The 21,612-nt window shown below is 58.3% G+C and carries 20 protein-coding genes; 17 read left to right on the top strand and 3 right to left on the bottom strand.

Annotated features, from left to right (window positions below):
* Nucleotides 1–99: 99 nt before the first annotated feature.
* Nucleotides 100–747: a pyridoxamine 5'-phosphate oxidase gene (gene pdxH, locus BUE09_RS10070; protein WP_073300853.1), complete on the top strand. Its 648-nt coding sequence runs from the start codon at nt 100–102 to the stop codon at nt 745–747.
* Nucleotides 748–790: 43 nt separating this feature from the next.
* Here pdxH and BUE09_RS10065 read toward each other — a convergent pair whose 3' ends face one another.
* On the bottom strand, nt 791–1,027 hold the full coding sequence (locus tag BUE09_RS10065) for a hypothetical protein (RefSeq protein ID WP_073300852.1): 237 nt from the start codon (nt 1,025–1,027) through the stop codon (nt 791–793).
* 179 nt (nt 1,028–1,206) lie between these two features.
* On the opposite strand from BUE09_RS10065, the gene BUE09_RS10060 reads away from it, so the two are divergent.
* The 7 genes from BUE09_RS10060 (at nt 1,207) to BUE09_RS10030 (ending at nt 7,693) form a co-directional block, all read left to right on the top strand.
* Entirely contained in the window at nt 1,207–1,668 is a 462-nt protein-coding gene (locus BUE09_RS10060) for an outer membrane lipoprotein (protein ID WP_073300851.1), read from the top strand.
* A gap of 314 nt (nt 1,669–1,982) precedes the next feature.
* On the top strand, nt 1,983–4,775 hold the full coding sequence (locus tag BUE09_RS10055) for a monovalent cation/H+ antiporter subunit A (RefSeq protein WP_073300850.1): 2,793 nt from the start codon (nt 1,983–1,985) through the stop codon (nt 4,773–4,775).
* Nucleotides 4,775–5,104, top strand: coding sequence for a Na+/H+ antiporter subunit C (locus BUE09_RS10050; protein ID WP_073300849.1), 330 nt, complete (start codon nt 4,775–4,777; stop codon nt 5,102–5,104). The genes BUE09_RS10055 and BUE09_RS10050 overlap by 1 nt, the downstream gene beginning before the upstream one ends.
* Nucleotides 5,101–6,603 carry a monovalent cation/H+ antiporter subunit D gene (locus BUE09_RS10045; protein ID WP_073300848.1) on the top strand — a complete coding sequence of 501 codons (1,503 nt, stop codon included), beginning with the start codon at nt 5,101–5,103 and terminating at the stop codon, nt 6,601–6,603. The genes BUE09_RS10050 and BUE09_RS10045 overlap by 4 nt, the downstream gene beginning before the upstream one ends.
* The gene (locus BUE09_RS10040) at nt 6,600–7,100 is read left to right on the top strand and encodes a Na+/H+ antiporter subunit E (RefSeq protein ID WP_073300847.1); all 501 of its coding nucleotides are present in this window, start codon (nt 6,600–6,602) and stop codon (nt 7,098–7,100) included. Before BUE09_RS10045 ends, BUE09_RS10040 begins: the two co-directional genes overlap by 4 nt.
* Nucleotides 7,085–7,354: a K+/H+ antiporter subunit F gene (locus BUE09_RS10035; protein ID WP_073300846.1), complete on the top strand. Its 270-nt coding sequence runs from the start codon at nt 7,085–7,087 to the stop codon at nt 7,352–7,354. Before BUE09_RS10040 ends, BUE09_RS10035 begins: the two co-directional genes overlap by 16 nt.
* A 9-nt stretch (nt 7,355–7,363) precedes the next feature.
* Entirely contained in the window at nt 7,364–7,693 is a 330-nt protein-coding gene (locus BUE09_RS10030; protein ID WP_073300845.1) for a Na+/H+ antiporter subunit G, read from the top strand.
* 58 nt (nt 7,694–7,751) lie between these two features.
* Here the strand turns inward: BUE09_RS10030 and BUE09_RS10025 are convergent, their stop codons facing one another.
* Nucleotides 7,752–10,454: a [protein-PII] uridylyltransferase gene (locus BUE09_RS10025; protein ID WP_073300844.1), complete on the bottom strand. Its 2,703-nt coding sequence runs from the start codon at nt 10,452–10,454 to the stop codon at nt 7,752–7,754.
* A gap of 31 nt (nt 10,455–10,485) precedes the next feature.
* Nucleotides 10,486–11,268 (bottom strand): type I methionyl aminopeptidase, encoded by a 783-nt coding sequence (gene map, locus BUE09_RS10020; protein WP_073300843.1) that lies wholly within the window; start codon nt 11,266–11,268, stop codon nt 10,486–10,488.
* A 303-nt stretch (nt 11,269–11,571) separates the two neighbouring features.
* On the opposite strand from map, the gene rpsB reads away from it, so the two are divergent.
* The 9 genes from rpsB to bamA all read left to right on the top strand — a co-directional run bounded on the left by rpsB (nt 11,572) and on the right by bamA (nt 21,588).
* A complete protein-coding gene (gene rpsB / locus BUE09_RS10015; RefSeq protein WP_073300842.1) occupies nt 11,572–12,312 on the top strand; it encodes a 30S ribosomal protein S2 in 741 nt (246 codons plus the stop codon).
* A 125-nt stretch (nt 12,313–12,437) separates the two neighbouring features.
* Nucleotides 12,438–13,307 (top strand): translation elongation factor Ts, encoded by an 870-nt coding sequence (gene tsf / locus BUE09_RS10010; RefSeq protein ID WP_073300841.1) that lies wholly within the window; start codon nt 12,438–12,440, stop codon nt 13,305–13,307.
* A gap of 196 nt (nt 13,308–13,503) precedes the next feature.
* Nucleotides 13,504–14,247, top strand: a complete 744-nt coding sequence (pyrH, locus tag BUE09_RS10005) for a UMP kinase (protein ID WP_019342381.1) — start codon at nt 13,504–13,506, stop codon at nt 14,245–14,247.
* Entirely contained in the window at nt 14,244–14,801 is a 558-nt protein-coding gene (gene frr / locus BUE09_RS10000) for a ribosome recycling factor (RefSeq protein ID WP_073300840.1), read from the top strand. Before pyrH ends, frr begins: the two co-directional genes overlap by 4 nt.
* A 158-nt stretch (nt 14,802–14,959) precedes the next feature.
* Nucleotides 14,960–15,721, top strand: coding sequence for a polyprenyl diphosphate synthase (gene uppS / locus BUE09_RS09995; RefSeq protein WP_073300839.1), 762 nt, complete (start codon nt 14,960–14,962; stop codon nt 15,719–15,721).
* Nucleotides 15,715–16,530 (top strand): phosphatidate cytidylyltransferase, encoded by an 816-nt coding sequence (locus tag BUE09_RS09990; protein WP_073300838.1) that lies wholly within the window; start codon nt 15,715–15,717, stop codon nt 16,528–16,530. Before uppS ends, BUE09_RS09990 begins: the two co-directional genes overlap by 7 nt.
* Nucleotides 16,524–17,717 carry a 1-deoxy-D-xylulose-5-phosphate reductoisomerase gene (ispC, locus tag BUE09_RS09985; RefSeq protein ID WP_073300837.1) on the top strand — a complete coding sequence of 398 codons (1,194 nt, stop codon included), beginning with the start codon at nt 16,524–16,526 and terminating at the stop codon, nt 17,715–17,717. The genes BUE09_RS09990 and ispC overlap by 7 nt, the downstream gene beginning before the upstream one ends.
* An 85-nt stretch (nt 17,718–17,802) precedes the next feature.
* Nucleotides 17,803–19,155, top strand: coding sequence for an RIP metalloprotease RseP (gene rseP, locus BUE09_RS09980; RefSeq protein WP_073300836.1), 1,353 nt, complete (start codon nt 17,803–17,805; stop codon nt 19,153–19,155).
* Between the two features lie 69 nt (nt 19,156–19,224).
* Nucleotides 19,225–21,588: an outer membrane protein assembly factor BamA gene (gene bamA / locus BUE09_RS09975; RefSeq protein ID WP_073300835.1), complete on the top strand. Its 2,364-nt coding sequence runs from the start codon at nt 19,225–19,227 to the stop codon at nt 21,586–21,588.
* Nucleotides 21,589–21,612: the final 24 nt, after the last annotated feature.

The following is a 21,612-nucleotide window of genomic DNA, read 5'->3' as shown; positions in this document are numbered from 1 at the left end:
GGCCGATGAGGTGTTCGGTCAACTTTTGCCTTGAATCAAGCGGGGCAAAGCGCAGAACCGTTAAGCTTTGGCTTCAACTGTTTTCCAGGAAACACAGCGATGACCCAATCCTTGGCCGATATGCGCCGCGATTACACGCGTGACGGACTCAGTGAAGCTAACGCGCCGGCAGAGCCGTTCGAGCTCTTTCGTCAGTGGTTTCAGGATGCGGTGCAGACGGAGCAGCCACCGGTCGAGCCGAATGCCATGACCCTGGCCACAGTAGACGCCGAGGGTCGCCCGCATTGCCGAGTGCTGTTGCTCAAGGCACTGGATGACCGTGGCTTCACCTTTTTCAGCAACTATGACAGCGCCAAAGCCGAGCAGCTGGAGGCATGCCCGTTCGCTGCGATGACGTTCTTCTGGCCAAGCCTGGAGCGCCAGGTACGGATTGAAGGAAGGGTCGAGAAGGTCAGTGTCGCCGAGTCGGATGCCTACTACCAGGTTCGTCCGCTGGGCAGCCGCCTCGGCGCCTGGGCTTCACCGCAAAGCCATGTGATTCGCGATCGCGCCGAGCTGGAACGGCTTCTTGCCGAAACAGAACAGCGCTTTCTGGACCAGGCCCCGCATTGCCCTCCTCATTGGGGCGGGTACCGTTTGCTGCCGGAACGAATGGAATTCTGGCAGGGTCGTCCCAGCCGCCTGCATGACCGGCTGAACTATCGGCGCCTCGCCAGTGACTGGCAGCGCGAACGTCTGGCGCCCTGACTAGCGGGCCCAGAGTGATAAGAGGCCGCCTGCGGCCTCTTTGTTAGATCTGGTTATAGCGCGCCAACTCGCTTTCCAGCCAAGCTTGCAAGTCCTTCCGTTTGACTCGCGCATCTTTCGCCGCTGAAAGGCGCTGCAACACCCACTCTCGCTTCTGCGGATCATCTCCTGCCAACGAAAGCGCCAGATCCCGGTCGGCCCAGCGTCTGAAGCGGATGAACAGCCAGGCATGGAAAACCAGCCCGGCCAGCGTGACGATGGTGATGATGAAGTAGTCCATGGGTAGTCTCTGGCAGCAGCTTGAGCGAGCGCTCTACATGCGGGGCGGGATCGCCTCGGGTAAAGTACGGTCCTAGTTGAATGAATGCTGAGTCAGGTCGAGGCGGTTGCCAAGTGCTTCATCGCCGCATACGACTGACCATGCGGTCGGGACCAATCTCGTTTCCCAGGAGAGTACCAATGCGCAACTCCATTTTTGTTGCATCGTTCACGGTCGTGGCGCTTGCCGTCGGCGGTTGTACTTCCAACCTTACCGGGGATAGCTATTCCCGGGACGAGGCGCGAACCGTCCAGACGGTACGTTATGGGACGATCGAGTCATTGCGCCCGGTCAAGCTCGAAGGCACCAAAACCCCAATCGGTACGGGTGCAGGCGCAGTCGTGGGTGGTATTGCCGGCAGCGGGGTGGGCGGAGGCCGGGGCAGTGCCGTTGCGGCAGTAATCGGTGCGCTGGCCGGCGGGATGCTTGGTTCGGCGGCAGAAGAGGGCATCACGCGTGCCCAAGGCGTTGAGATCACGGTACGCGAGGACGATGGCAACATGCGCGCCTATGTCCAGGAAGTCGAACCCAATCAGGTTTTTCGCGTCGGTCAGCGTGTACGCATCATGACGGTTAATGGCACCAGCCGTATCGCGCCCTGATACCGCTGGATTTGGAAGGATGACAGTGCGGTCTATCCAGAGGCTGTCTATCCAGAGGTTGTCGCGCGACCGGTGAGACGCGTAGGCCGCTACAGGCGTATTTGCCGCGCTGCGTCGGAGACATGGCGCAGCCTGAAATGCCGGCTGGTACGGTGTTCGGGCTGCGCCTTTTGTTTTTCGAAATACTTGAATCCATGACGTTGCTGCGGTCCGTATGGATAATTGGCGCACACCGCCATGCCTCTTCGGGCTGAAAAATGGCCGACCAAGGGATATAACTGCCGTACGCATGCACGGCTCAAGGGGTTTTACACATGGCGCTTGCGCTGATCATCGCGTTGCCATTCCTGGGGATCTGCCTGCCGTTGCTGTTTGAACGGTTCGGCCGGTCTGCCTGTGCATTCGGTGCCGGACTGGCCCCGTTGCTAGCGTTGGCGTTGCTGTTGTCCAAGCGTTCTGCCGTGTTTGGCGGAGAGACGGAAGTCCAGACCTTGTCCTGGCTTCCAGAGTTGGGGTTGAACCTCAGCCTGAGGCTGGATGGTCTGGGCTTTCTCTTCGCATTGCTGATTCTCGGAATCGGCCTGCTCGTTATCCTGTATGCGCGTTATTACCTGTCGAAAAACGAGCCGATGGGGCGCTTTTTCAGCTTTTTTCTGCTGTTTATGGGCGCCATGCTCGGTGTGGTGCTGGCCGAAAACCTCCTGTTGATGCTGATGTTCTGGGAGCTCACTAGCCTTTCGTCATTTCTGCTGATCGGCTTTTGGAATCACCGCTCCGATGCTCGGCAGGGCGCGCGCATGGCGCTTGCCGTCACCGGAGGCGGCGGGTTGGCGCTGCTGGCAGGTATCTTGCTGATTGGGCATATCGTTGGTAGTTACGAGCTAAGCACTGTTCTGGCGTCGGGCGATCTGATTCGTGCCAGTGCTTTGTACCCGCTGACCTTGATTCTGGTTCTGCTGGGTGTGTTTACCAAGTCCGCGCAGTTTCCGTTTCACTTCTGGTTGCCACAGGCGATGGCGGCGCCCACCCCGGTGTCGGCTTTTTTGCACTCCGCGACGATGGTCAAGGCTGGTGTTTTTCTGCTGGCTCGGATGTACCCAGCCCTTTCGGATTCGGAATGGTGGTTCTACATGGTCAGCCTGACGGGACTGGCCACCTTGCTGATCGGCGCGGTAATGGCGCTGTTCCAACATGACCTCAAAGGCCTGTTGGCCTATTCGACCATCAGCCATCTGGGCCTGATCACGCTGCTGTTTGGCCTTGATTCGCGTCTTGGACCGGTCGCGGCAATCTTCCATATCATCAATCACGCAACGTTCAAGGCTTCGTTGTTCATGGCCGCAGGGATCATTGATCACGAGACCGGAACGCGTGATATGCGGCGCATCAACGGCATGCTGAAATTCATGCCGCACACGGCGGCTCTGGCTATGGTGGCGTCGTTGGCGATGGCCGGAGTGCCGCTGCTCAATGGTTTTCTCAGCAAGGAGATGTTCTTTGCCGAGACCCTCGATCAGCACTTGTTGGGCAGTTTCTACTGGACGATACCGGCCCTGGCGACACTGGCGAGTGCCTTTTCGGTCGCCTACTCGCTGCGCTTCGTGCATGACGTGTTTTTCAACGGCGAGCCGATCGACCTGCCCAAATACCCGCCGCATGAGCCGGCACGGTACATGAAGATCCCCGTCGAAATCCTGGTGTTGCTCTGTCTGCTGGTGGGTACGGTGCCTGCCTACACTGTCGCGCCGTTGCTGGCTGCGGCCGTCGCCGGCAGCCTGGGTGGTGACGTCCCTGAATACAGCCTGGCGATATGGCACGGCTTCAATCTGCCCTTGGCGATGAGTTTCGTTGCGCTGGGCGGAGGCCTCCTGATCTACTCGATGCGTAAATGGGCGTTTCGCTGGTATGAAGGGCTGCCGCGTGTTGACTCGCTGCAGGTATTCGCCCAGGTGGTCAGCGGCATTGCTGCAACGGCACTCTGGGTAACCGAGCGCATGGAGAACGGATCGCTGCAACGCTATCTGGCGCTGATGCTGGTCAGCTCGCTGCTGGTAGTTGTCTATGCGTTGACCCCATTACAAGCGCTGCGCGGCGCTGTCCCACTGACGCCGCTGGATGGCATCACCGTCGGCGGGATGCTGCTCCTTGGGCTGGCGTCGGTAATGACGGTGATCTTCCACCGCAGACGTCTCGTGGCGCTGATGGTGCTCAGCGTAGTTGGGTTGTTGGTAGCGCTGGTGTTCGCCCGCTATTCAGCGCCGGATCTTGCCTTGACTCAGATATCGGTCGAGGTGGTGACCATCATTCTGCTGATCCTGGCATTGTTTTTCATGCCTGACCGAACGCCGGTTGAGTCGAGCAGCCTGCGCAGTTTCCGCGATCTGATCATTGCTTCCGCCTTTGGCACCATGGTGGCGTTGCTCGCCTATGCAGTACTGACTCGGCCATATGACAGCATTGCCTCGTTCTTTCTCGAGAACAGTGTGTCCGGCGGCGGCGGAACCAACGTGGTCAACGTGATTCTGGTCGATTTCCGTGGCTTCGACACTCTGGGTGAGATCGCTGTGCTGGCAATCGCAGCGGTCGGGATCTACGGTCTGCTCCATGGGTTGCATCTGCCACACCCGGTCCGGGATTACGGCGGCCGGCTTTGGTCGACCGACAGACACCCGATGGTCCTCGATACGCTGTCGCGCGTGCTGTTGCCGATGGCATTGTTGATATCGGTGTTCATCTTCCTGCGGGGGCATAACCTGCCTGGCGGTGGCTTCATCGCTGGATTGATTACCGCGGTCGCTTTGATTTTGCAGTACGTCTCCCATGGTGTGGTCTGGGCGCAGCAGCGCCAGCCGTTCAGCTATCACGGCGTGGCCGGGCTCGGTGTGCTGATTGCGGGTCTGACCGGCCTCGGCAGCTGGCTGTTCGGTCGGCCTTTCCTGACCTCGGCTTTCGGCCATTTTCACCTTCCGTTGATTGGCGATTTCGAATTGGCAACCGCGATGCTGTTCGACCTAGGTGTTTATCTGGCCGTGGTAGGGGCGACCCTGCTGATTCTTTCCAACCTCGGTCATGTCAGTCAGGACGAGTCGTGCAAGGAGGTGCTTTGATGGAGATCGTGTTCGCGGTCACGCTGGGCGTAATGATGACGAGTGGCGTGTATCTGCTGCTACGCGCACGGATATTTCCGGTGGTCATGGGGCTGACGCTGATTTCATATGCTGTGAATCTGTTCATTTTTGCCATGGGGCGCCTTTCCACCGGAGTACCGGCAATCGTCGGAGCGAGCGCCGAGTACGGCGATCCGCTGCCACAGGCCTTGGTGCTGACTGCGATTGTCATAGGCTTCGCCATGACGGCCTTCGTCGTGGTGCTGGCGCTTCGCGGGCTGGGCGAGTTGCGCACCGATCATGTTGATGGTCGGGAGCAGGGCAAATGAATCATGCGTTGATCATGCCGATCCTGCTGCCGTTGCTGATCGGATGCAGTTTGCTGTTGATTCATCGCCGGGGTGCAACGCTTAAACGCTTACTATCAGTGACCGCCACTTGGTTGCTGGTGCCGCTGGCCTTATGGCTGGTGTGGCAGGCGGATGCTGGCGAGCTGTCCGTGTATCGTCTCGGCGACTGGCAACCGCCGTTCGGCATCATGCTGCTGCTTGATCGATTAAGCGCCTTGATGCTGCTGGTGACCGCGGTGCTTGCGGGTTTCTCCGTGCTTTACGCTGCGCGTGGAGATGACGAGCGCGGGCCTAATTTTCATGCGCTATTTCAGTTCCAGCTGGCGGGCATCAACGGTGCCTTTCTGACCGGCGATCTGTTCAACCTGTTCGTTTTCTTCGAGATCCTCTTGATCTCGTCCTATGCGCTCTTGCTTCATGGCCACGGCGCGAAACGAGTGCAGTCAGGCATTCATTATGTCGTGCTGAACCTGCTGGGTTCGTCGCTGTTCCTGATCGGCGTCAGCATGCTTTATGGCCTGACCGGAACCTTGAACATGGCCGACCTGGCGGGGCGGGTCAGTGCGGCCGATCCGGCCGACGCGCCGCTTCTTGCTGCGGCGGGCTATTTGTTGTTGGTGGTTTTTGCGCTCAAAGGCGCGATCCTGCCGCTGTACTTCTGGCTGCCACGAGCGTACTCCGCGGCGACTGCGCCTGTGGCGGCGCTGTTCGCAATCATGACCAAACTTGGGCTCTACGCCATCGTCCGGGTGTTCACGCTGATTTTCGGCAGCGAAGCGGGAGTATTGAGCAACATGGTGCTCGATTGGTTGTGGCCGCTCTCCATGCTCACTCTGATCGGTGGTGTCTTGGGCGCACTGGCTGCACGCAATCTGCAAGTATTGCTGTCCTATCTGGTGGTGGTTTCGGTGGGTACTTTGCTGGCCGGTATCGCACTGGGCTCCGAGGTGGGCCTCAGCGCTGCCCTTTATTACCTGGTGCACAGCACTCTGGTGTCCGGGGGCTTGTTCCTGCTCGCTGACCTCATTGCTCGCCAGCGTGGCGATATGGCTTCCGAGCTGCTTTCGGCACCTGCGCTCAAGCAGCCATTGATGCTGGGGGCATTGTTTTTTGCCGGTGCGATTTCGATCGCCGGGCTCCCGCCTTTTTCAGGATTCATCGGCAAGGTGATGCTGCTGCAGGCTGTACCTGCTGGAGTCGACGCCCTGCTGCTGTGGCCTGTGGTGCTGGTGGGCGGGTTAGGGATGGTCATCGCGCTAAGCCGAGCCGGCAGTATGGTGTTCTGGCGGCCAAGTGAAGCGGTCAGCGTGGGGCGACCTGCTGATCGAGTGCGCGTGGTGGCCAGCTTTGGATTGCTGTTGGGCAGCGTGTTGTTGGTCGTGGTGGCGCAGCCGATTCAGGCCTATATGCAAGCGACGGCAGCGCAGCTCTTCGATCTGGAGCCTTATATGCAAATCATTCAGGGAGGTGAGGCATGAAGTCCCGCCTGCTTCCCAACCCCGCGCTCACCGTGCTGCTTGCGTTGCTCTGGTTGCTTCTCAGTAACGCACTAAGCGTGGGGCACCTGGTGCTTGGTCTGTTTCTTGGCTGGGCAATTCCCTTGCTGGTGCAGGGGTTCCTGCTCGATCTGCCGAAGGTTCGCCGCCCGCTGAAACTTTGTCTGTTCCTGCTTAAGGTCTTCTACGACATCGTCGTGGCCAACGTCCATGTGGCCAAGCTGGTGCTTGGATCCAGGGACCAATTGCGGCCTGCGTTCGTCGAAGTGCCGATGGCAATCGAACATCCGTTCGTCCTCGCCGTGCTGACCAGCATCATCTCGTTAACCCCGGGAACGGTATCGGCGGCTCTGCGGCCTGGACACAAAACGCTGCTGATTCACGCATTGGATGCGCCTGACGCAGACGCGCTGGTGGCTGAGGTGAAGAGCCGGTACGAAACGCCGCTGTTGGAGATTTTCGAATGCTCACTTACGTAATCCCGCTGTGCATGGCGGTCATTGGAATCGCAGCGATCCTGAATGTGGTGCGGCTGGTTCAGGGGCCGGACATGCCTGATCGGGTGTTGGCGCTCGATACCCTGTACATCAATGCGTTGGCCTTGATTGTCTTGTTTGGCATCTGGCTCGCGTCCGACTTGTTCTTCGAGGCTGCTCTGCTCATCGCGGTGATGGGCTTCGTCAGTACCGTGGCGGTGAGCAAACACCTGTTGCACGGCGAGATCATCGACTGAGGAGGCTGCATGCCATTCTGGATAGAGCTGCTGGTAAGCGCATTTCTGATCGTGGGAAGCGTGTTTGCCCTGGTGGGAGCGATCGGTTTGTATCGCCTTCCTGATTTCTTTACGCGTTTGCATGGGCCAACCAAGGCGACCACGCTTGGAGTCGGTGGGATCGTCATCGCTTCGATGATCTTCTTCAGTAATCAGGGCAATGGCCTCAGCGTCCATGAAGTGCTGATCACCCTGTTTCTGTTTTTGACTGCGCCGGTCAGCGCCCATGTGCTGGCGAAGGCAGCCATGCAGCAGAGGCTGCCCTATACCGCCAAAACCCGCGGCAAACCCTGGGATTGAAGCGGACCTGGGCGGCGTTTGTTGCCGCCTCGTGTCGAAGCGACCATGCAGTTGCCGTTCAGATGATGACGCTACTAGGGGAGGGCTGGTGCTCGTTGTCCTGAGTCAGCTGCTTGATCATCGCCTGCTGCAGCCGCATGCACAGCTGCGGATCGGACAATGGCTGGTTGTCGGCGTTGGTGACGAAGAATACGTCTTCGACGCGCTCACCGAGCGTGGCGATCTTGGCGTTTTGCACTGACAGATCGAAATCCAGGAATAGCTGGCCGATGCGCGCCAGTAGTCCGGGACGGTCGGGGGCGACGACTTCGATGATCGTCTGCGGGCGCTGCATGTCGTTGTGAATGGTCACCTGAGGCGGAAACGCAAAGTGCTTGAGCTGCCGGGGTACACGTTTCTGAATGATCGTCAGGTAGTCGTCCGGGTTGCGCAGTGCATCGATTAGGCCCTGGCGGATTTCTTCTGTACGCTCGGGATCGTTGCCGATGGGGGTGCCATCGGCATCCAGCACGATGTAAGTGTCCAGGGTGAACTGACTGCTCGACGTAATGATACGGGCGTCGTGAATGTTCAGGTTTAGCTGGTCCATGGCTGCCACAGTCACGGCGAAGAAGTCGTGCTGATCCGGCGCGTAGATGAAAATCTGAGTGCCACCTTCAAAGTCGCGTTGGGTGGTTTCCTTGATCAGGACCAGCGGGCCGCCGTCGCTCGGGTGCTCGATGATGGCTTCGGTGTGCCAGGCCACATCGGCCGAACTGTGGCGCATGAAGTAGTCATCACCGAGCTGCGACCATAGCTGCTCAGCGTCGTCCGGATCGGTGCCGTTGCGCACCAGATTGTCGAGCGCGGCGCGCTGGGTCTGACGAATCTGCTCTTCGCGTCCTAGCGGGTTTTCCAAGCCACGTTTGAGTGCTCGTGTGGTTTCGGTGTGCAACTGACGCAGCAGGCTGGCCCGCCAGGAATTCCAGAGGGTCGGGTTGGTGGCGTTGATATCCGCCACTGTTAGCACATAGAGATAATCGAGATGCGTTTCGTCACCGACCAAATGGGCGAAGTCGTTGATCACCTGCGGGTCGGACAGGTCTTTGCGCTGCGCGGTAGTGGACATCACCAGATGATTCTCCACCAGCCAGACCACCAGTCGGGTATCCCACGCGGGTAGCTTGTGGCGGGCGCAGAAGGCCTGCGCATCCACCGCGCCAAGCTCCGAATGATCGCCGCCGCGACCCTTGGCAATATCGTGGTAGAGCCCTGCGATGTAGATCAGCTCCGGCTTGGGGAGCTGTTCCACCAGTTTGCTGGCCAGAGGATATTTCTCCGCAACGCCAGGTTTGCTCAGTTTGCGCAGATACTTGATGACATTGAGCGTATGGGCGTCGACCGTGTAGATATGAAAGAGGTCATGCTGCATCTGTCCGACGATATGGCCGAACTCGGGCAAATACCGCCCAAGAATGCCGTAACGATTCATGCGCCGCAGGTTGCGGTGGATGCCCTCCTTGCACTTGAACAATTCGATGAACAGGCTGGTGTTGCGGATGTCGCTGCGGAACTCGTCGTCGATCAGATGCCGGTGGTCCCTGAGCAGGCGAATGGTCTCCGCTCGTACACCCTGGATGTCGGGGTGTTGTGCCAGCAGTACGAAGATTTCGAGTATCGCGAAGGGCCTGCGCTTGAACACCGAATCATCGGCCACTTCCAGATAGCCGTCGCGCACCAGAAAACGGCTGTTGAGCGGCACCGCATCCCCGCTGTCGCCTTCCCAGAGGATAACCTCGGCAAAGTGCTGTCCGACCAGATCGCTTAGCTCTGAAATGCTCATCACGACGCGGTAGTACTTCTGCATGAAGCGCTCGATCGCCAGCTTGGCGTCGCTGTCTTTATAGCCGAGGAGGGCGGCGAGACTGCGCTGGTGATCGAACAGCAGGCGATCCTCCGCGCGCCCGGCGAGCATGTGCAGTCCGTAACGGACACGCCAAATAAACTCTTGCCCGGCCACCAGCAGTGAGTATTCGCCTTCGGTCAGGAATCCCTGATCGAGGATAGCGCTCAGATTCAGACTGCCGAACTGGCGCCGCGCTATCCACAGGATGGTCTGTATGTCACGCAGCCCGCCAGGCGAGCCTTTAACGTTTGGCTCCAGGTTGTACTCGGTGTTGTTGTATTTGGAATGGCGCGCGGCCTGCTCGTTACGCTTGGCGAGAAAGAACTCCTTGCTCGGCCACATTTCCGAGGAGCTGGTGACCTTCAGCATGTTCTGACGCAGGCGTTCGGGACCGGCGATCGTGCGGCTTTCCATGAGGTTGGTAATCACGGTCAGGTCCGCACGTGCCTCTTCTGCGCACTCCTGCACCGAGCGCACGCTCTGGCCAACTTCGAGCCCGATGTCCCACAGCAGCGTCAGGAATCGCTCGATGGCGTCGCGGAATATTTCTTGATCGTTGTTATCGAGCAGGATTAGCAGGTCGATGTCGGAATAGGGGTGCAGTTCGCCGCGGCCATAGCCGCCCACGGCGACTAGCGCAATCGCTGCCTCGTTGTCCCAGTCGAAGCGGGCCCAGGCGGCGCGCAGGATCTGATCAACGAACCAGGCGCGGCCTTCGATCAGGCTACGGATATCCTGGCCGGCGAGGAAGCGTGCATCGAGCACCTCCCGTGCCTTGCGAATGACTTTCTTGAAGGCGGCGATGGGGCTGGCCTTGAGTGCCAGCTCGGCCTGGAACTGGCTGCGGTCGAACAATTCGGAATCAACCTGAGGCATACCGTCGCCCTCCATCAGAACGTCAAGAAAATCAGGGCGATGTTCGGGCTATCGTGTCATCGCTGCGCAGGGTAAAGATTTCGTAGCCATCTGCAGTGACCACTAGGGTGTGTTCCCACTGGGCAGAAAGCTTGCGGTCCTTGGTGATCGCCGTCCAGCCGTCACCAAGCAGGCGGGTTTCCGACCGGCCCTGGTTGATCATGGGCTCAATGGTGAAGGTCATGCCTTCCTTTAGCTCCAGTCCGGTCCCGGCTCGGCCGTAGTGCAGCACTTGGGGCTCCTCGTGGAAAACCTTGCCGATGCCATGCCCGCAATACTCGCGGACGACGGAGAAGCCGTTCTTCTCGGCATGCTTCTGAATTACTTCCCCAATGTCGCCGAGGCGCGCTCCCGGGCGGACCACCTCGATACCTTTATAAAGGCATTCTTGAGTCACCTTGCAGAGCCGCTCGGCCCACTCTGGTGCTTTGCCGACGGTAAACATACGGCTGGTATCGCCGTGGTAGCCATCCTTGATTACGGTGATGTCGATATTGAGGATGTCGCCGTCTTTGAGGGGTTTGTCGTTGGGGATGCCATGGCAGACGACGTGATTGATCGATGTGCAAATCGATTTTGGGAAGCCCTTGTAGTTGAGGGGGGCGGGTATGGCCTGTTGCACATTGACGATGTGTTCGTGGCAGATGCGGTCCAGTTCTTCGGTAGTGACGCCCGGCTTGATGTGCTCAGCGATCATTTCGAGCACTTCAGCAGCGAGGCGGCCAGCAATGCGCATTTTTTCGATGTCTTCAGGCGTCTTGATGGAAACAGTCATGCAATCCTCTTGGCGCCAAGAGGCGCAGGCAATATAGGTATAAAACGCAAATGATAAACCAAAGAGGGCTCGGCCTGCAGACGGCCCTGGCGTCCAGGTCAGGCAGTGGTAACTGCCGGTACCACAATCAATATCAGCTCCGCGCTAGCCTCTGATGCGTGCGTGTGCTATAAAACGCGCCGCTCCGCGGGACTACCTGCCGAGCCTGACCCCACACACGTGTCGACACGGTATCCTGGGTGCTCGCAAGAGTTGGATATCGGGACGCGTGGAGGCCTAACCCGACTTATCTGAGGAACTCTCATGTCTCAAGTCACTATGCGCGATATGCTGAAGGCCGGTGTGCACTTCGGCCACCAGACCCGTTATTGGAACCCGAAGATGAATAAGTACATCTTTGGCGCGCGTAACAAGATTCATATCATCAACCTTGAGAAAACCCTGCCGATGTTCAACGACGCGCTGCGTTTTGTTGAGAAGTTGGCTGCAGGCAAAAACAAGATTCTGTTCGTTGGCACCAAGCGTTCTGCTGGCAAGATCGTTCGCGAAGAGGCTGCTCGTTGTGGCTCGCCGTACGTCGATCATCGCTGGTTGGGCGGCATGCTGACCAACTACAAGACCATTCGTGCTTCGATCAAGCGTCTGCGTGAGCTGGAAACCCAGGCTCAGGACGGTACCTTCGAGAAGCTGACCAAGAAAGAAGCGCTGATGCGCACCCGTGATCTGGAAAAGCTGGATCGTAGCTTGGGCGGTATCAAGGAGATGGGCGGTCTGCCGGACGCCATGTTCGTTGTTGATGTCGACCACGAGCGCATTGCTATCTCCGAAGCCAACAAGCTGGGTATCCCGGTTATCGGCATCGTTGATACCAACAGCAGCCCGGAAGGCGTCGACTACATTATCCCTGGTAACGATGACGCCATCCGTGCCGTGCAACTCTACCTGGGTTCCATGGCGGATGCTGTACTGCGCGGTCGCCAGAATGGCGCCGGTGGTGCTGATGAGTTCGTCGAAGAAGCCGCCCCTGAGGCAGCTCAAGGCTGAGCGCGACTGTCGCCTAGCTGATACCCGTTGAACAGAAAGGGGGCTATGCCCCCTTTTTGCCAATTCCGAATTGATCGCCCGAGTTGAGGGCATGATCGACAATCGAATCGAGAGGATTTGCGAACATGGCAGAGATCACTGCAGCCCTGGTCAAAGAACTGCGCGAGCGCACTGGCCAAGGCATGATGGATTGCAAAAAGGCGCTCACCGCTGCTGGTGGCGACATCGAGAAAGCCATTGATGATATGCGTGCTGCGGGTGCCATCAAGGCAGCCAAGAAAGCAGGCAACATTGCTGCTGAAGGTGCTATTGCGGTCAAGGTCGCCGATGACAACAAGCGTGCCGTGATTATCGAAGTCAACTCGCAGACCGACTTCCTGGCCCTGCAGGACGACTTCAAGAATTTCGTCAATAGCAGCGTCGAGAAGGCCTTCGCCGAGAAGATGACCGATGCCGCCCCGCTGATCGCCGCTCAGGAATCCAATCGTGAAGCGCTGGTTGCCAAGTGTGGTGAGAACGTCAACATCCGCCGTCTGACCACTGTCGAAGCTGATCTGGTCGGTTCCTATCTGCATGGTCACCGGATCGGTGTCCTGGTTGCACTGAAGGGTGGTAGCGTTGAGCTGGCGAAGGAAATCGCCATGCACGTCGCCGCTAGCAACCCTCAGTTCCTGGATCCATCGCAGGTTTCCGAGGAAGCTGTTGCGAAGGAAAAGGAAATCTTCCTGGCGTTGAACGAAGAAAAGATTAAAGGCAAGCCGGCCGAAATCGTCGAAAAGATGGTTGCAGGCCGTATCAGCAAGTTTCTTGCTGAAGCCAGCCTGGTTGAGCAGGCCTTCGTCAAAGATCCTGACGTCAAGGTTGGTGAGCTGGCGAAGAAGGCTGGTGCCGAAATCGTTTCCTTCGTTCGTTACGAAGTAGGTGAAGGTATCGAGCGCGCCGAGGTCGACTTTGCAGCTGAAGTTGCCGCTCAGGTAGCTGCTACCAAGCAATAAGACGCTTCTGCCGTCCCTCGAAGAGGCTGCCCGCTCACGCGCGCGGCCTCTTTGTCGGATTGGAGGGTCGGAATGTTTTTCGCCGATGCGACGGTCATCGCTTGGCACCAATGTGATACTGCGCTGTCATAGCGCAGACATTTTTTTCGGCTGCAGGCCAGCCTAGTCATACAATGCCGCAGGAGAGACAACGCCAATGGCTCAGCAGATGAGTGCACGCAATCCTCGCTATAAACGCATTCTGCTCAAATTAAGCGGCGAAGCCCTGATGGGTTCGGAGGACTTTGGCATCGATCCCAAGGTGCTCGATCGTATGGCCTTGGAAGTTGGGCAGCTGGTGGGCATAGGCGTAGAGGTTGGTCTCGTCATCGGCGGCGGCAATCTCTTCCGTGGTGCGGCTCTGTCTGCCGCGGGCATGGACCGTGTAACGGGCGACCATATGGGTATGCTCGCTACCGTCATGAATTCCTTGGCCATGCGGGACGCCTTGGAGCGCTCGAATATCCCAGCATTGGTCATGTCGGCGATTTCGATGGTTGGGGTCACTGATCATTACGACCGTCGCAAGGCGATGCGTCACCTGAAGAGTGGCGAAGTGGTGATCTTTTCTGCCGGCACTGGCAATCCGTTCTTTACCACCGACTCTGCTGCCTGCCTGCGCGCCATCGAGATTCACGCCGATGTCGTGCTCAAGGCCACTAAGGTTGACGGTGTCTATACGGCCGATCCGTTCAAGGACCCGAATGCCGAAAAGTTCGAACAGCTCACTTATGACGATGTGCTTGATCGCAAGCTGGGCGTCATGGATTTGACCGCTATCTGCCTGTGTCGCGACCACAACATGCCGCTGCGGGTGTTCAACATGAACAAGCCCGGTGCCCTGCTCAATATCGTGCTTGGCGGCGCTGAAGGAACTCTGATCGAGGAACAGAACCAATGATCAACGAGATCAAGCAAGACGCTCAAGAGCGCATGAAGAAGACCCTGGATTCCCTCGGGCACGCGTTCGCCAAAATTCGTACCGGTCGTGCTCATCCGAGTATTCTCGACAGTGTGATGGTGTCGTACTACGGCAGCGACACTCCGCTGCGCCAGATTGCCAACGTGGTCGCCGAGGACTCGCGCACCCTGGCCCTGACGGTGTTCGACAGAGGCATGATTCAGGCTGTGGAAAAAGCCATCATGACGTCCGATCTGGGATTGAACCCGGCCACCGCGGGAACCACCATCCGTGTGCCGATGCCAGCGCTGACCGAGGAAACCCGCAAGGGGTATACCAAGCAGGCTCGTGCCGAGGCTGAAAACGCGCGGGTTGCTGTGCGTAACATTCGCCGTGATGCGATTGCGCAACTCAAGGATCTGGTCAAAGAGAAGGAAATCAGCGAAGACGAGGAACGACGCGGTCAAGACGACGTTCAAAAGCTGACCGACAAGTACGTTGCGGAAATCGACAAGGCGCTTGAAGGTAAGGAAAACGACCTGATGGCGGTTTGATGTCGCTGTACCGGACTTCGTCCGTACTGCACACGTCGGAGTGCGTCGAGCCTGAGAGGTTCGTGGCGCGAGGGGCTAACCAGTCGTATCCCCGGAAATTGCCGTCGGCGGTTTCTCCCATTGTTCGCAGCGTGATTGAGCGCAGGTAGAGTCGTTTCATGGATAAGGTCAGGCAGATTGCCGGACGGAATGTACCCCGTCATGTCGCAGTCATCATGGATGGTAACAATCGCTGGGCAAAGCGGCGTCTCCTGCCGGGCGTGGCGGGACACAAGGCGGGTGTCGATGCGGTGCGCGCTGTTATTGAGGTGTGCGCCGAAGCGGGCGTCGAGGTGCTGACGCTGTTTGCCTTTTCCAGTGAAAATTGGCAACGGCCGGCCGAGGAGGTCGGAGCTCTAATGGAGCTCTTCCTGACTGCTCTGCGCCGAGAAGCGCGCAAGCTCAATGAAAACGGCATCAGCTTGCGAATCATTGGTGATCGTTCGCGCTTTCATCCGGAGTTGCAGGCTGCGATGCTCGACGCCGAGGAGATGACTGCGGGGTCCGGCCGTTTCGTTCTTCAGGTCGCGGCCAACTATGGTGGTCAGTGGGATATCGTCCAGGCCGCGCAGCGGTTGGCACGCGAAGCGCAGCAGGGCCGTCTCAATCCAGACGAGGTGACTCCCGCGCTCTTTCAGCGCTATCTGGCAACCGGCGACATGCCTCTGCCGGACCTCTGTATCCGCACCGGAGGCGAGCGACGCATCAGCAATTTCCTGCTGTGGCAGTTGGCCTATGCCGAGCTGTATTTCTCCGACCTGTTCTGGCCCGATTTCAAACATGACGCAATGCGTACAGCGTTGGCCGATTTCGCCAAACGCCAACGACGTTTCGGCAAGACCGGTGATCAAGTGGCAATAGAGGTTCGAGCTGAATGCTGAAGCTTCGCATCATCACGGCAGCCATTCTTCTTCCGATCGCACTGATTGGCTTTTTTCTTCTCGACGGTCTCGCTTTCGCCTTATTCATAGGCGTCGTCGTCGTGCTTGGTGGCTGGGAGTGGGCGCGCCTGGCAGGCTTTGCGGCTCAACCAGTCCGGGTGCTTTACGCGATGGCTGTTGGCCTGCTGCTTGCCGGGCTCTATATGTCGCCCTCCCTGGCGCCCTGGTTACTTGCGCTCAGCGTCGTCTGGTGGTTGGCTGCGACGGCTCTGGTGCTGAGTTATCCGCGCAGTCAGCGACATTGGCGGGGGCGTATTGGCAGTCTGCTTATTGGTTTATTGATTCTATTGCCCGCTTGGCAGGGCCTAGTTTTGCTCAAACAGTGGCCGCAGGGTAATTGGTTGATCGTTGCGGTGATGGTCCTGGTCTGGGGGGCTGATATCGGCGCTTATGCGGCCGGCAAGACCTTTGGTCGTCGCAAGCTCGCTCCGCAAGTCAGTCCGGGCAAGAGCTGGGAGGGAATGATCGGCGGCTTGGTTACCAGCCTGCTAATCGCATTGTTTGTTGGGCTTTACCAGTCATGGTCTGCGCGTGAGCTGGTGCTCGCTCTGTTGGGGGCAGCTCTGGTGGTGGTCATTTCTGTCGTAGGTGATCTGACCGAAAGCATGTTCAAGCGCAGCTCGGGTATCAAGGACAGCAGCCAGTTGCTTCCTGGGCACGGTGGCGTGATGGATCGTATCGACAGCTTGACCGCTGCGGTACCCGTGTTCACGGTCCTGTTGTGGCTTGCCGGTTGGGGTGCATGGTGAGCGGCCCCTTGCAGGTAACCATTCTCGGAGCCACCGGCTCCATCGGTCTGAGCACGCTGGATGTCATCGCACGTCATCCCGAGCGTTACCAAGCCTTTGCGCTCACTGCATTCAGCCGCCTTGTCGAATTGCGCGAGCTGTGCCGACTGCACCGGCCCCGCTATGCGGTTGTGGCCGACAGTGCTAGGGCTCGCGTGCTGCAAGATCAACTCGACAGCGACGGCGTCAAGACGCGCGTGCTGATCGGTGAGGGTGGTCTCAGCGAAGTTGCAGCGCATCCCGAGGTCGACGTGGTCATGGCGGCAATTGTGGGAGCGGCCGGCTTGCGCCCGACGCTCTCAGCGGTCCAGGCCGGCAAGCGGGTGCTTTTGGCGAACAAGGAAGCTCTGGTCATGTCCGGCGCGCTGTTCATGCAGGCGCTACATGACAGCGAGGCGGTGCTGCTGCCCATCGATAGCGAGCACAACGCCATATTCCAATGTCTACCGGGCAATTATGCTGAGGGTCTGCGCCGCGTAGGCGTAAGGCGGATTCTGCTTACCGCGTCTGGAGGGCCGTTCCGCCAACTACCTCTCGATCGGCTCGCTGCCGTGACAGCAGAGCAGGCCTGTGCTCATCCCAACTGGTCCATGGGCCGCAAGATTTCGGTCGATTCGGCGAGCATGATGAACAAGGGGCTCGAACTCATCGAAGCGTGCTGGCTGTTTGATGCACGACCGGAGCAGATCGAGGTCGTGATTCACCCGCAAAGCGTCATTCACTCGATGGTCGACTACGTCGACGGCTCGGTCCTGGCGCAACTGGGTAACCCCGACATGCGCACACCGATTGCCCATGCACTGGCCTGGCCGGAACGAATCGACTCCGGTGTATCGGCCCTCGATCTGCTGAAGGTAGCCCGTCTGGATTTCGAGGCTCCCGATCAGCACAGATTTCCGTGTCTTCGGATCGCTCGCCAGGCCGCCCAAGACGGCGGAACAGCGCCTGCGATGCTCAATGCCGCAAATGAGGTGGCTGTGGATGCTTTCCTTAACGGTCGCATTCGCTTCACTGAAATCGCGAGTATTATCGAGGACGTTCTCGATCAGGAAGCTTCGGTTCCGGCTCGTTGCCTTGCAGATGTGCTTGCCGCCGATACGCAGGCCCGCAGGCTTGCTTCGAGCTGGTTGCAAACGCGAGATCGATAGTGATCAAAAGTCCCAACTTGGCTGTGGCGCTCCGGCATCGACCGGATTGACAGGCTTCTAAAAGACCTTTCGAGGCAGAGGAAATATGGGCGCGCTGTACATGATCATCGGCACCCTCGTGGCGCTGGGTGTACTGGTAACCTTCCACGAGTTCGGCCACTTCTGGGTAGCTCGTCGTTGCGGCGTCAAGGTTCTGCGCTTCTCGGTAGGCTTTGGTCGGCCACTGGTGCGTTGGCATGACCGCCAGGGTACCGAGTTCGTTCTCGCGGCTATTCCGCTCGGCGGCTACGTCAAGATGCTCGACGAGCGCGAGGGGGACGTGCCGACTGCTCTGTTGGGGCAATCCTTCAACCGCAAGAGTGTTAAACAGCGCTTCGCCATTGTATCGGCTGGGCCTTTAGCGAACTTCCTGCTTGCCCTGGTGTTCTTCTGGGCGCTGGCAATGCTGGGGACCGAACAGGTGCGTCCGGTGGTTGGCGCTGTGGAGGCTGGCAGCCTTGCTGAACGAGCCGGGCTGATGGCTGGGCAGGAAATCATCGAGATCAACGGCAAGCCAACGGCTGGTTGGGCAGAGGTGAATCTGCAGCTGATCAGGCGGCTTGGTGAAAGCGGCTCGCTAGCGATGGTGGTACGCGACGTTGATGCCGATCAGTCGCAGCAGCTGCAGCTGGAACTGAAGGATTGGCTGAAAGGCGCCGAAGACCCGGATCCGATCGGCTCACTGGGCATTCGTCCCTGGCGTCCGGAAATCACCCCAGTGGTCGCTCAGCTGGATCCCGAAGGGCCCGCACACGCGGCCGGTGTACAGATTGGGGATCGCCTGGTCAGCCTTGATGGCGAGGTGCTGACCGAATGGCAAGACGTAATAGATCGCGTCAAACCGCTGGGTGGGCAGGCTGTTTTGCTGCAGGTCGAGCGTAACGGCGAGCAGATTGAGCTGCCGCTGACGCTGGCCGAGCGTGGCGAAGGGGACACGCGTCGGGGTTATCTCGGTGCGGGTGTTGCGGGCGGGGAATGGCCGCCTGAAATGTTGCGGCAGGTCAGCCACGGCCCTGTCGAAGCGGTCGGGGAAGGGCTTCGCCGCACATGGACAATGAGCGTTCTGACTCTGGATTCGCTTAAGAAAATGCTCTTCGGGGAGCTCTCGGTAAAAAACTTGAGCGGTCCGATAACCATTGCTAAAGTGGCGGGCGCTTCTGCACAGTCCGGCGTGGGCGACTTTCTGAATTTCCTCGCCTACCTGAGCATAAGTCTTGGGGTACTCAATCTATTGCCTATCCCCGTCCTGGATGGAGGGCATCTGCTCTTCTATCTGGTCGAGTGGGTCCGTGGACGTCCCTTGTCGGACAGGGTCCAGGGCTGGGGAGTACAGATCGGTATCAGCCTGGTTGTTGGGGTGATGCTGCTTGCGTTGGTCAACGACCTTGGCCGCCTTTAACCGCCATATACCTTGATGTCGCCGCGCCAAGCGCAGGTTCAATTATCAGGTTTGAAAAGAAAGGACTTCATGAAACGTCTGCTGCTACCTGCGGTGATTTCCGCACTGATGATTGCCGAAGTTCACGCCGAGTCCTTCACTATTTCCGATATACGCGTCAACGGGCTGCAGCGCGTCTCAGCTGGCAGCGTCTTTGGCGCATTGCCGCTGAACGTTGGCCAGGCAACCGACGACAGTCGTCTGGTTGATGCAACTCGTGCCCTGTTTCGCACCGGTTTTTTTGAAGACATCCAGCTCGGCCGTGAGGGCGATGTACTGGTGATCAATGTGGTCGAGCGCCCATCAATCTCAGGCATCGAGATCGATGGCAACAAGGCGATCAAGACTGAAGACCTGCTTTCCGGTCTGCAGCAGTCAGGCCTGGCCGAAGGTGAAATCTTCCAGCGCGCCACGCTCGAAGGTGTGCGCAATGAACTGCAGCGGCAGTATGTTGCTCAGGGTCGTTACTCGGCGACGATCGAGACCGAGGTCGTTCCCCAGCCGCGCAACCGCGTCGCGCTGAAAATCAACATCAATGAAGGCTCCGTCGCGGCGATTAAACACATCAATGTCGTCGGCAATTCTGTGTTTCTTGATGAAGATCTCTCCGACCTGTTCGAGTTGAAGACCAGCAACTGGTTGTCGTTCTTCCGCAACGACGACAAGTACGCACGAGAGAAGCTGTCCGGTGACCTCGAGCGTCTGCGTTCCTATTATCTTGATCGCGGCTACATCAACATGGACATCACCTCCACCCAGGTGTCCATCACGCCCGACAAGAAGGACGTCTATATCACGGTGAACATTGCTGAGGGCGATCTTTATACCGTCAGCGACGTCAAGCTGAGCGGTGATTTGAAAGTGCCGCAGGAAGAGTTGCAATCCTTGCTGTTGGCTAAGGAAGGACAGGTTTTCTCGCGAAAGGTGATGACTACCACCTCGGAGCTGATCACGCGTCGCTTGGGTAATGAGGGTTACACCTTCGCCAACGTCAATGGCGTGCCTGAAACCAACGACGAGAACAACACTGTCTCGATCACCTTTGTGGTCGATCCGGGCAAGCGTGCCTATGTCAATAGAATCAACTTCCGCGGCAATACCAAGACCGAAGACGAAGTGTTGCGCCGCGAGATGCGCCAGATGGAAGGCGGCTGGGCCTCGACTTACCTGATCGACCAGTCGAAGACCCGTCTCGAACGGTTGGGTTTCTTCAAGGAAGTGAACGTCGAAACGCCGCAGGTGCCGGGTACCGACGACCAGATCGATGTAAATTACAGCGTTGAAGAACAGCCGTCTGGCTCGATCATGGCGAGCATCGGTTTTGCACAGAATGCGGGTCTGATTCTTGGCGGGTCGATCAGCCAGAACAACTTTCTCGGCACCGGTAATCGTGTCAGCGTAGGGCTCACCCGCAGCGAATATCAGTCGCGTTATAACTTTGGATTTGTGGATCCCTACTGGACCGAAGACGGCGTTAGCCTTGGTTACAACGCTTTCTATCGAACAACTGACTACGACGAGCTGGACTACGACGTTTCAAGCTACTCGGTCGATAGTCTGGGCGGCGGCGTAAATATCGGCTATCCAATCAGCGAGACATCGCGGCTTTCGTTTGGTCTGTCCGCCCAGCAGGACACCATCGACAGTGGGCGCTACACGGTTGATGAGATTTTCGACTTCATGGAGGAGGAGGGTGATAGCTACCTCAACTTCAAGGCTTCTGTGGGTTGGTCGGAATCGACTCTGAATCGTGGCGTGCTGGCCACGCGCGGTCACTCTCAGAGTCTCTCGCTGGAAACAACGATTCCAGGCAGCGACCTGTCGTTCTACAAGCTTGATTACAACGCTCAGCTGTTCGTGCCGGTTACCAAGACTTACACCATGCGCCTGCATACCCAGTTGGGTTATGGCGATGCCTATGGCTCCACCTCACGGCTTCCGTTCTACGAGCACTACTATGCCGGTGGTTTCAACTCGGTTCGCGGCTTCGAAGACAGCAGTCTTGGCCCGCGAAGCACACCGAGCCGCGGCGAGCCTGTAACCGGGAATGAGGGCACCATTGCCGATCCGGACCAGGATTCGTTGCCCTATGGTGGTAACGTGCTGATCCAGGGCGGGATGGAACTGCTGTTCCCGATGCCGTTCGTGAAGGACCAGCGCTCGTTGCGCACTTCGGTGTTCTGGGATGTGGGTAACGTCTACGATACGAACTGCCCTTCGACCTCTGATAAGTGCAGTGATATTGATATCGGCGACATGGCCAGTTCGGTCGGTGTCGGTCTCACCTGGATCACTGCCATGGGCCCCTTGAGTTTTAGCCTGGCGATGCCAGTAATGAAACCTGACGAAGCAGATACCCAAGTCTTCCAGTTCTCGCTGGGCCAAACCTTTTAATCATCTGGAGCCATGCTCCGGCGC

Source organism: Stutzerimonas xanthomarina DSM 18231 (genome assembly GCF_900129835.1).
Taxonomy (GTDB): Bacteria; Pseudomonadota; Gammaproteobacteria; order Pseudomonadales; family Pseudomonadaceae; genus Stutzerimonas; species Stutzerimonas xanthomarina.
The sequence above is the reverse complement of the archived record's forward strand: the minus strand, read 5'-3'. Positions and strand labels throughout refer to the sequence as shown.

Bases quoted from the DNA above. Each gene is read 5' to 3' on its own strand.
- rseP (WP_073300836.1), top strand. From the start codon at position 17,803: ATGGGCGCGCTGTACATGATCATCGGCACCCTCGTGGCGCTGGGTGTA.
- pyrH (WP_019342381.1), top strand. From the start codon at position 13,504: ATGGCTCAGCAGATGAGTGCACGCAATCCTCGCTATAAACGCATTCTG.
- uppS (WP_073300839.1), top strand. From the start codon at position 14,960: ATGGATAAGGTCAGGCAGATTGCCGGACGGAATGTACCCCGTCATGTC.
- BUE09_RS10050 (WP_073300849.1), top strand. From the start codon at position 4,775: ATGGAGATCGTGTTCGCGGTCACGCTGGGCGTAATGATGACGAGTGGC.
- BUE09_RS10055 (WP_073300850.1), top strand. From the start codon at position 1,983: ATGGCGCTTGCGCTGATCATCGCGTTGCCATTCCTGGGGATCTGCCTG.
- rpsB (WP_073300842.1), top strand. From the start codon at position 11,572: ATGTCTCAAGTCACTATGCGCGATATGCTGAAGGCCGGTGTGCACTTC.
- tsf (WP_073300841.1), top strand. From the start codon at position 12,438: ATGGCAGAGATCACTGCAGCCCTGGTCAAAGAACTGCGCGAGCGCACT.
- frr (WP_073300840.1), top strand. From the start codon at position 14,244: ATGATCAACGAGATCAAGCAAGACGCTCAAGAGCGCATGAAGAAGACC.
- BUE09_RS10045 (WP_073300848.1), top strand. From the start codon at position 5,101: ATGAATCATGCGTTGATCATGCCGATCCTGCTGCCGTTGCTGATCGGA.
- BUE09_RS10035 (WP_073300846.1), top strand. From the start codon at position 7,085: ATGCTCACTTACGTAATCCCGCTGTGCATGGCGGTCATTGGAATCGCA.
- BUE09_RS10060 (WP_073300851.1), top strand. From the start codon at position 1,207: ATGCGCAACTCCATTTTTGTTGCATCGTTCACGGTCGTGGCGCTTGCC.
- BUE09_RS09990 (WP_073300838.1), top strand. From the start codon at position 15,715: ATGCTGAAGCTTCGCATCATCACGGCAGCCATTCTTCTTCCGATCGCA.
- pdxH (WP_073300853.1), top strand. From the start codon at position 100: ATGACCCAATCCTTGGCCGATATGCGCCGCGATTACACGCGTGACGGA.
- BUE09_RS10030 (WP_073300845.1), top strand. From the start codon at position 7,364: ATGCCATTCTGGATAGAGCTGCTGGTAAGCGCATTTCTGATCGTGGGA.
- BUE09_RS10025 (WP_073300844.1), bottom strand. From the start codon at position 10,454: ATGCCTCAGGTTGATTCCGAATTGTTCGACCGCAGCCAGTTCCAGGCC.
- BUE09_RS10065 (WP_073300852.1), bottom strand. From the start codon at position 1,027: ATGGACTACTTCATCATCACCATCGTCACGCTGGCCGGGCTGGTTTTC.
- map (WP_073300843.1), bottom strand. From the start codon at position 11,268: ATGACTGTTTCCATCAAGACGCCTGAAGACATCGAAAAAATGCGCATT.
- BUE09_RS10040 (WP_073300847.1), top strand. From the start codon at position 6,600: ATGAAGTCCCGCCTGCTTCCCAACCCCGCGCTCACCGTGCTGCTTGCG.
- ispC (WP_073300837.1), top strand. From the start codon at position 16,524: ATGGTGAGCGGCCCCTTGCAGGTAACCATTCTCGGAGCCACCGGCTCC.
- bamA (WP_073300835.1), top strand. From the start codon at position 19,225: ATGAAACGTCTGCTGCTACCTGCGGTGATTTCCGCACTGATGATTGCC.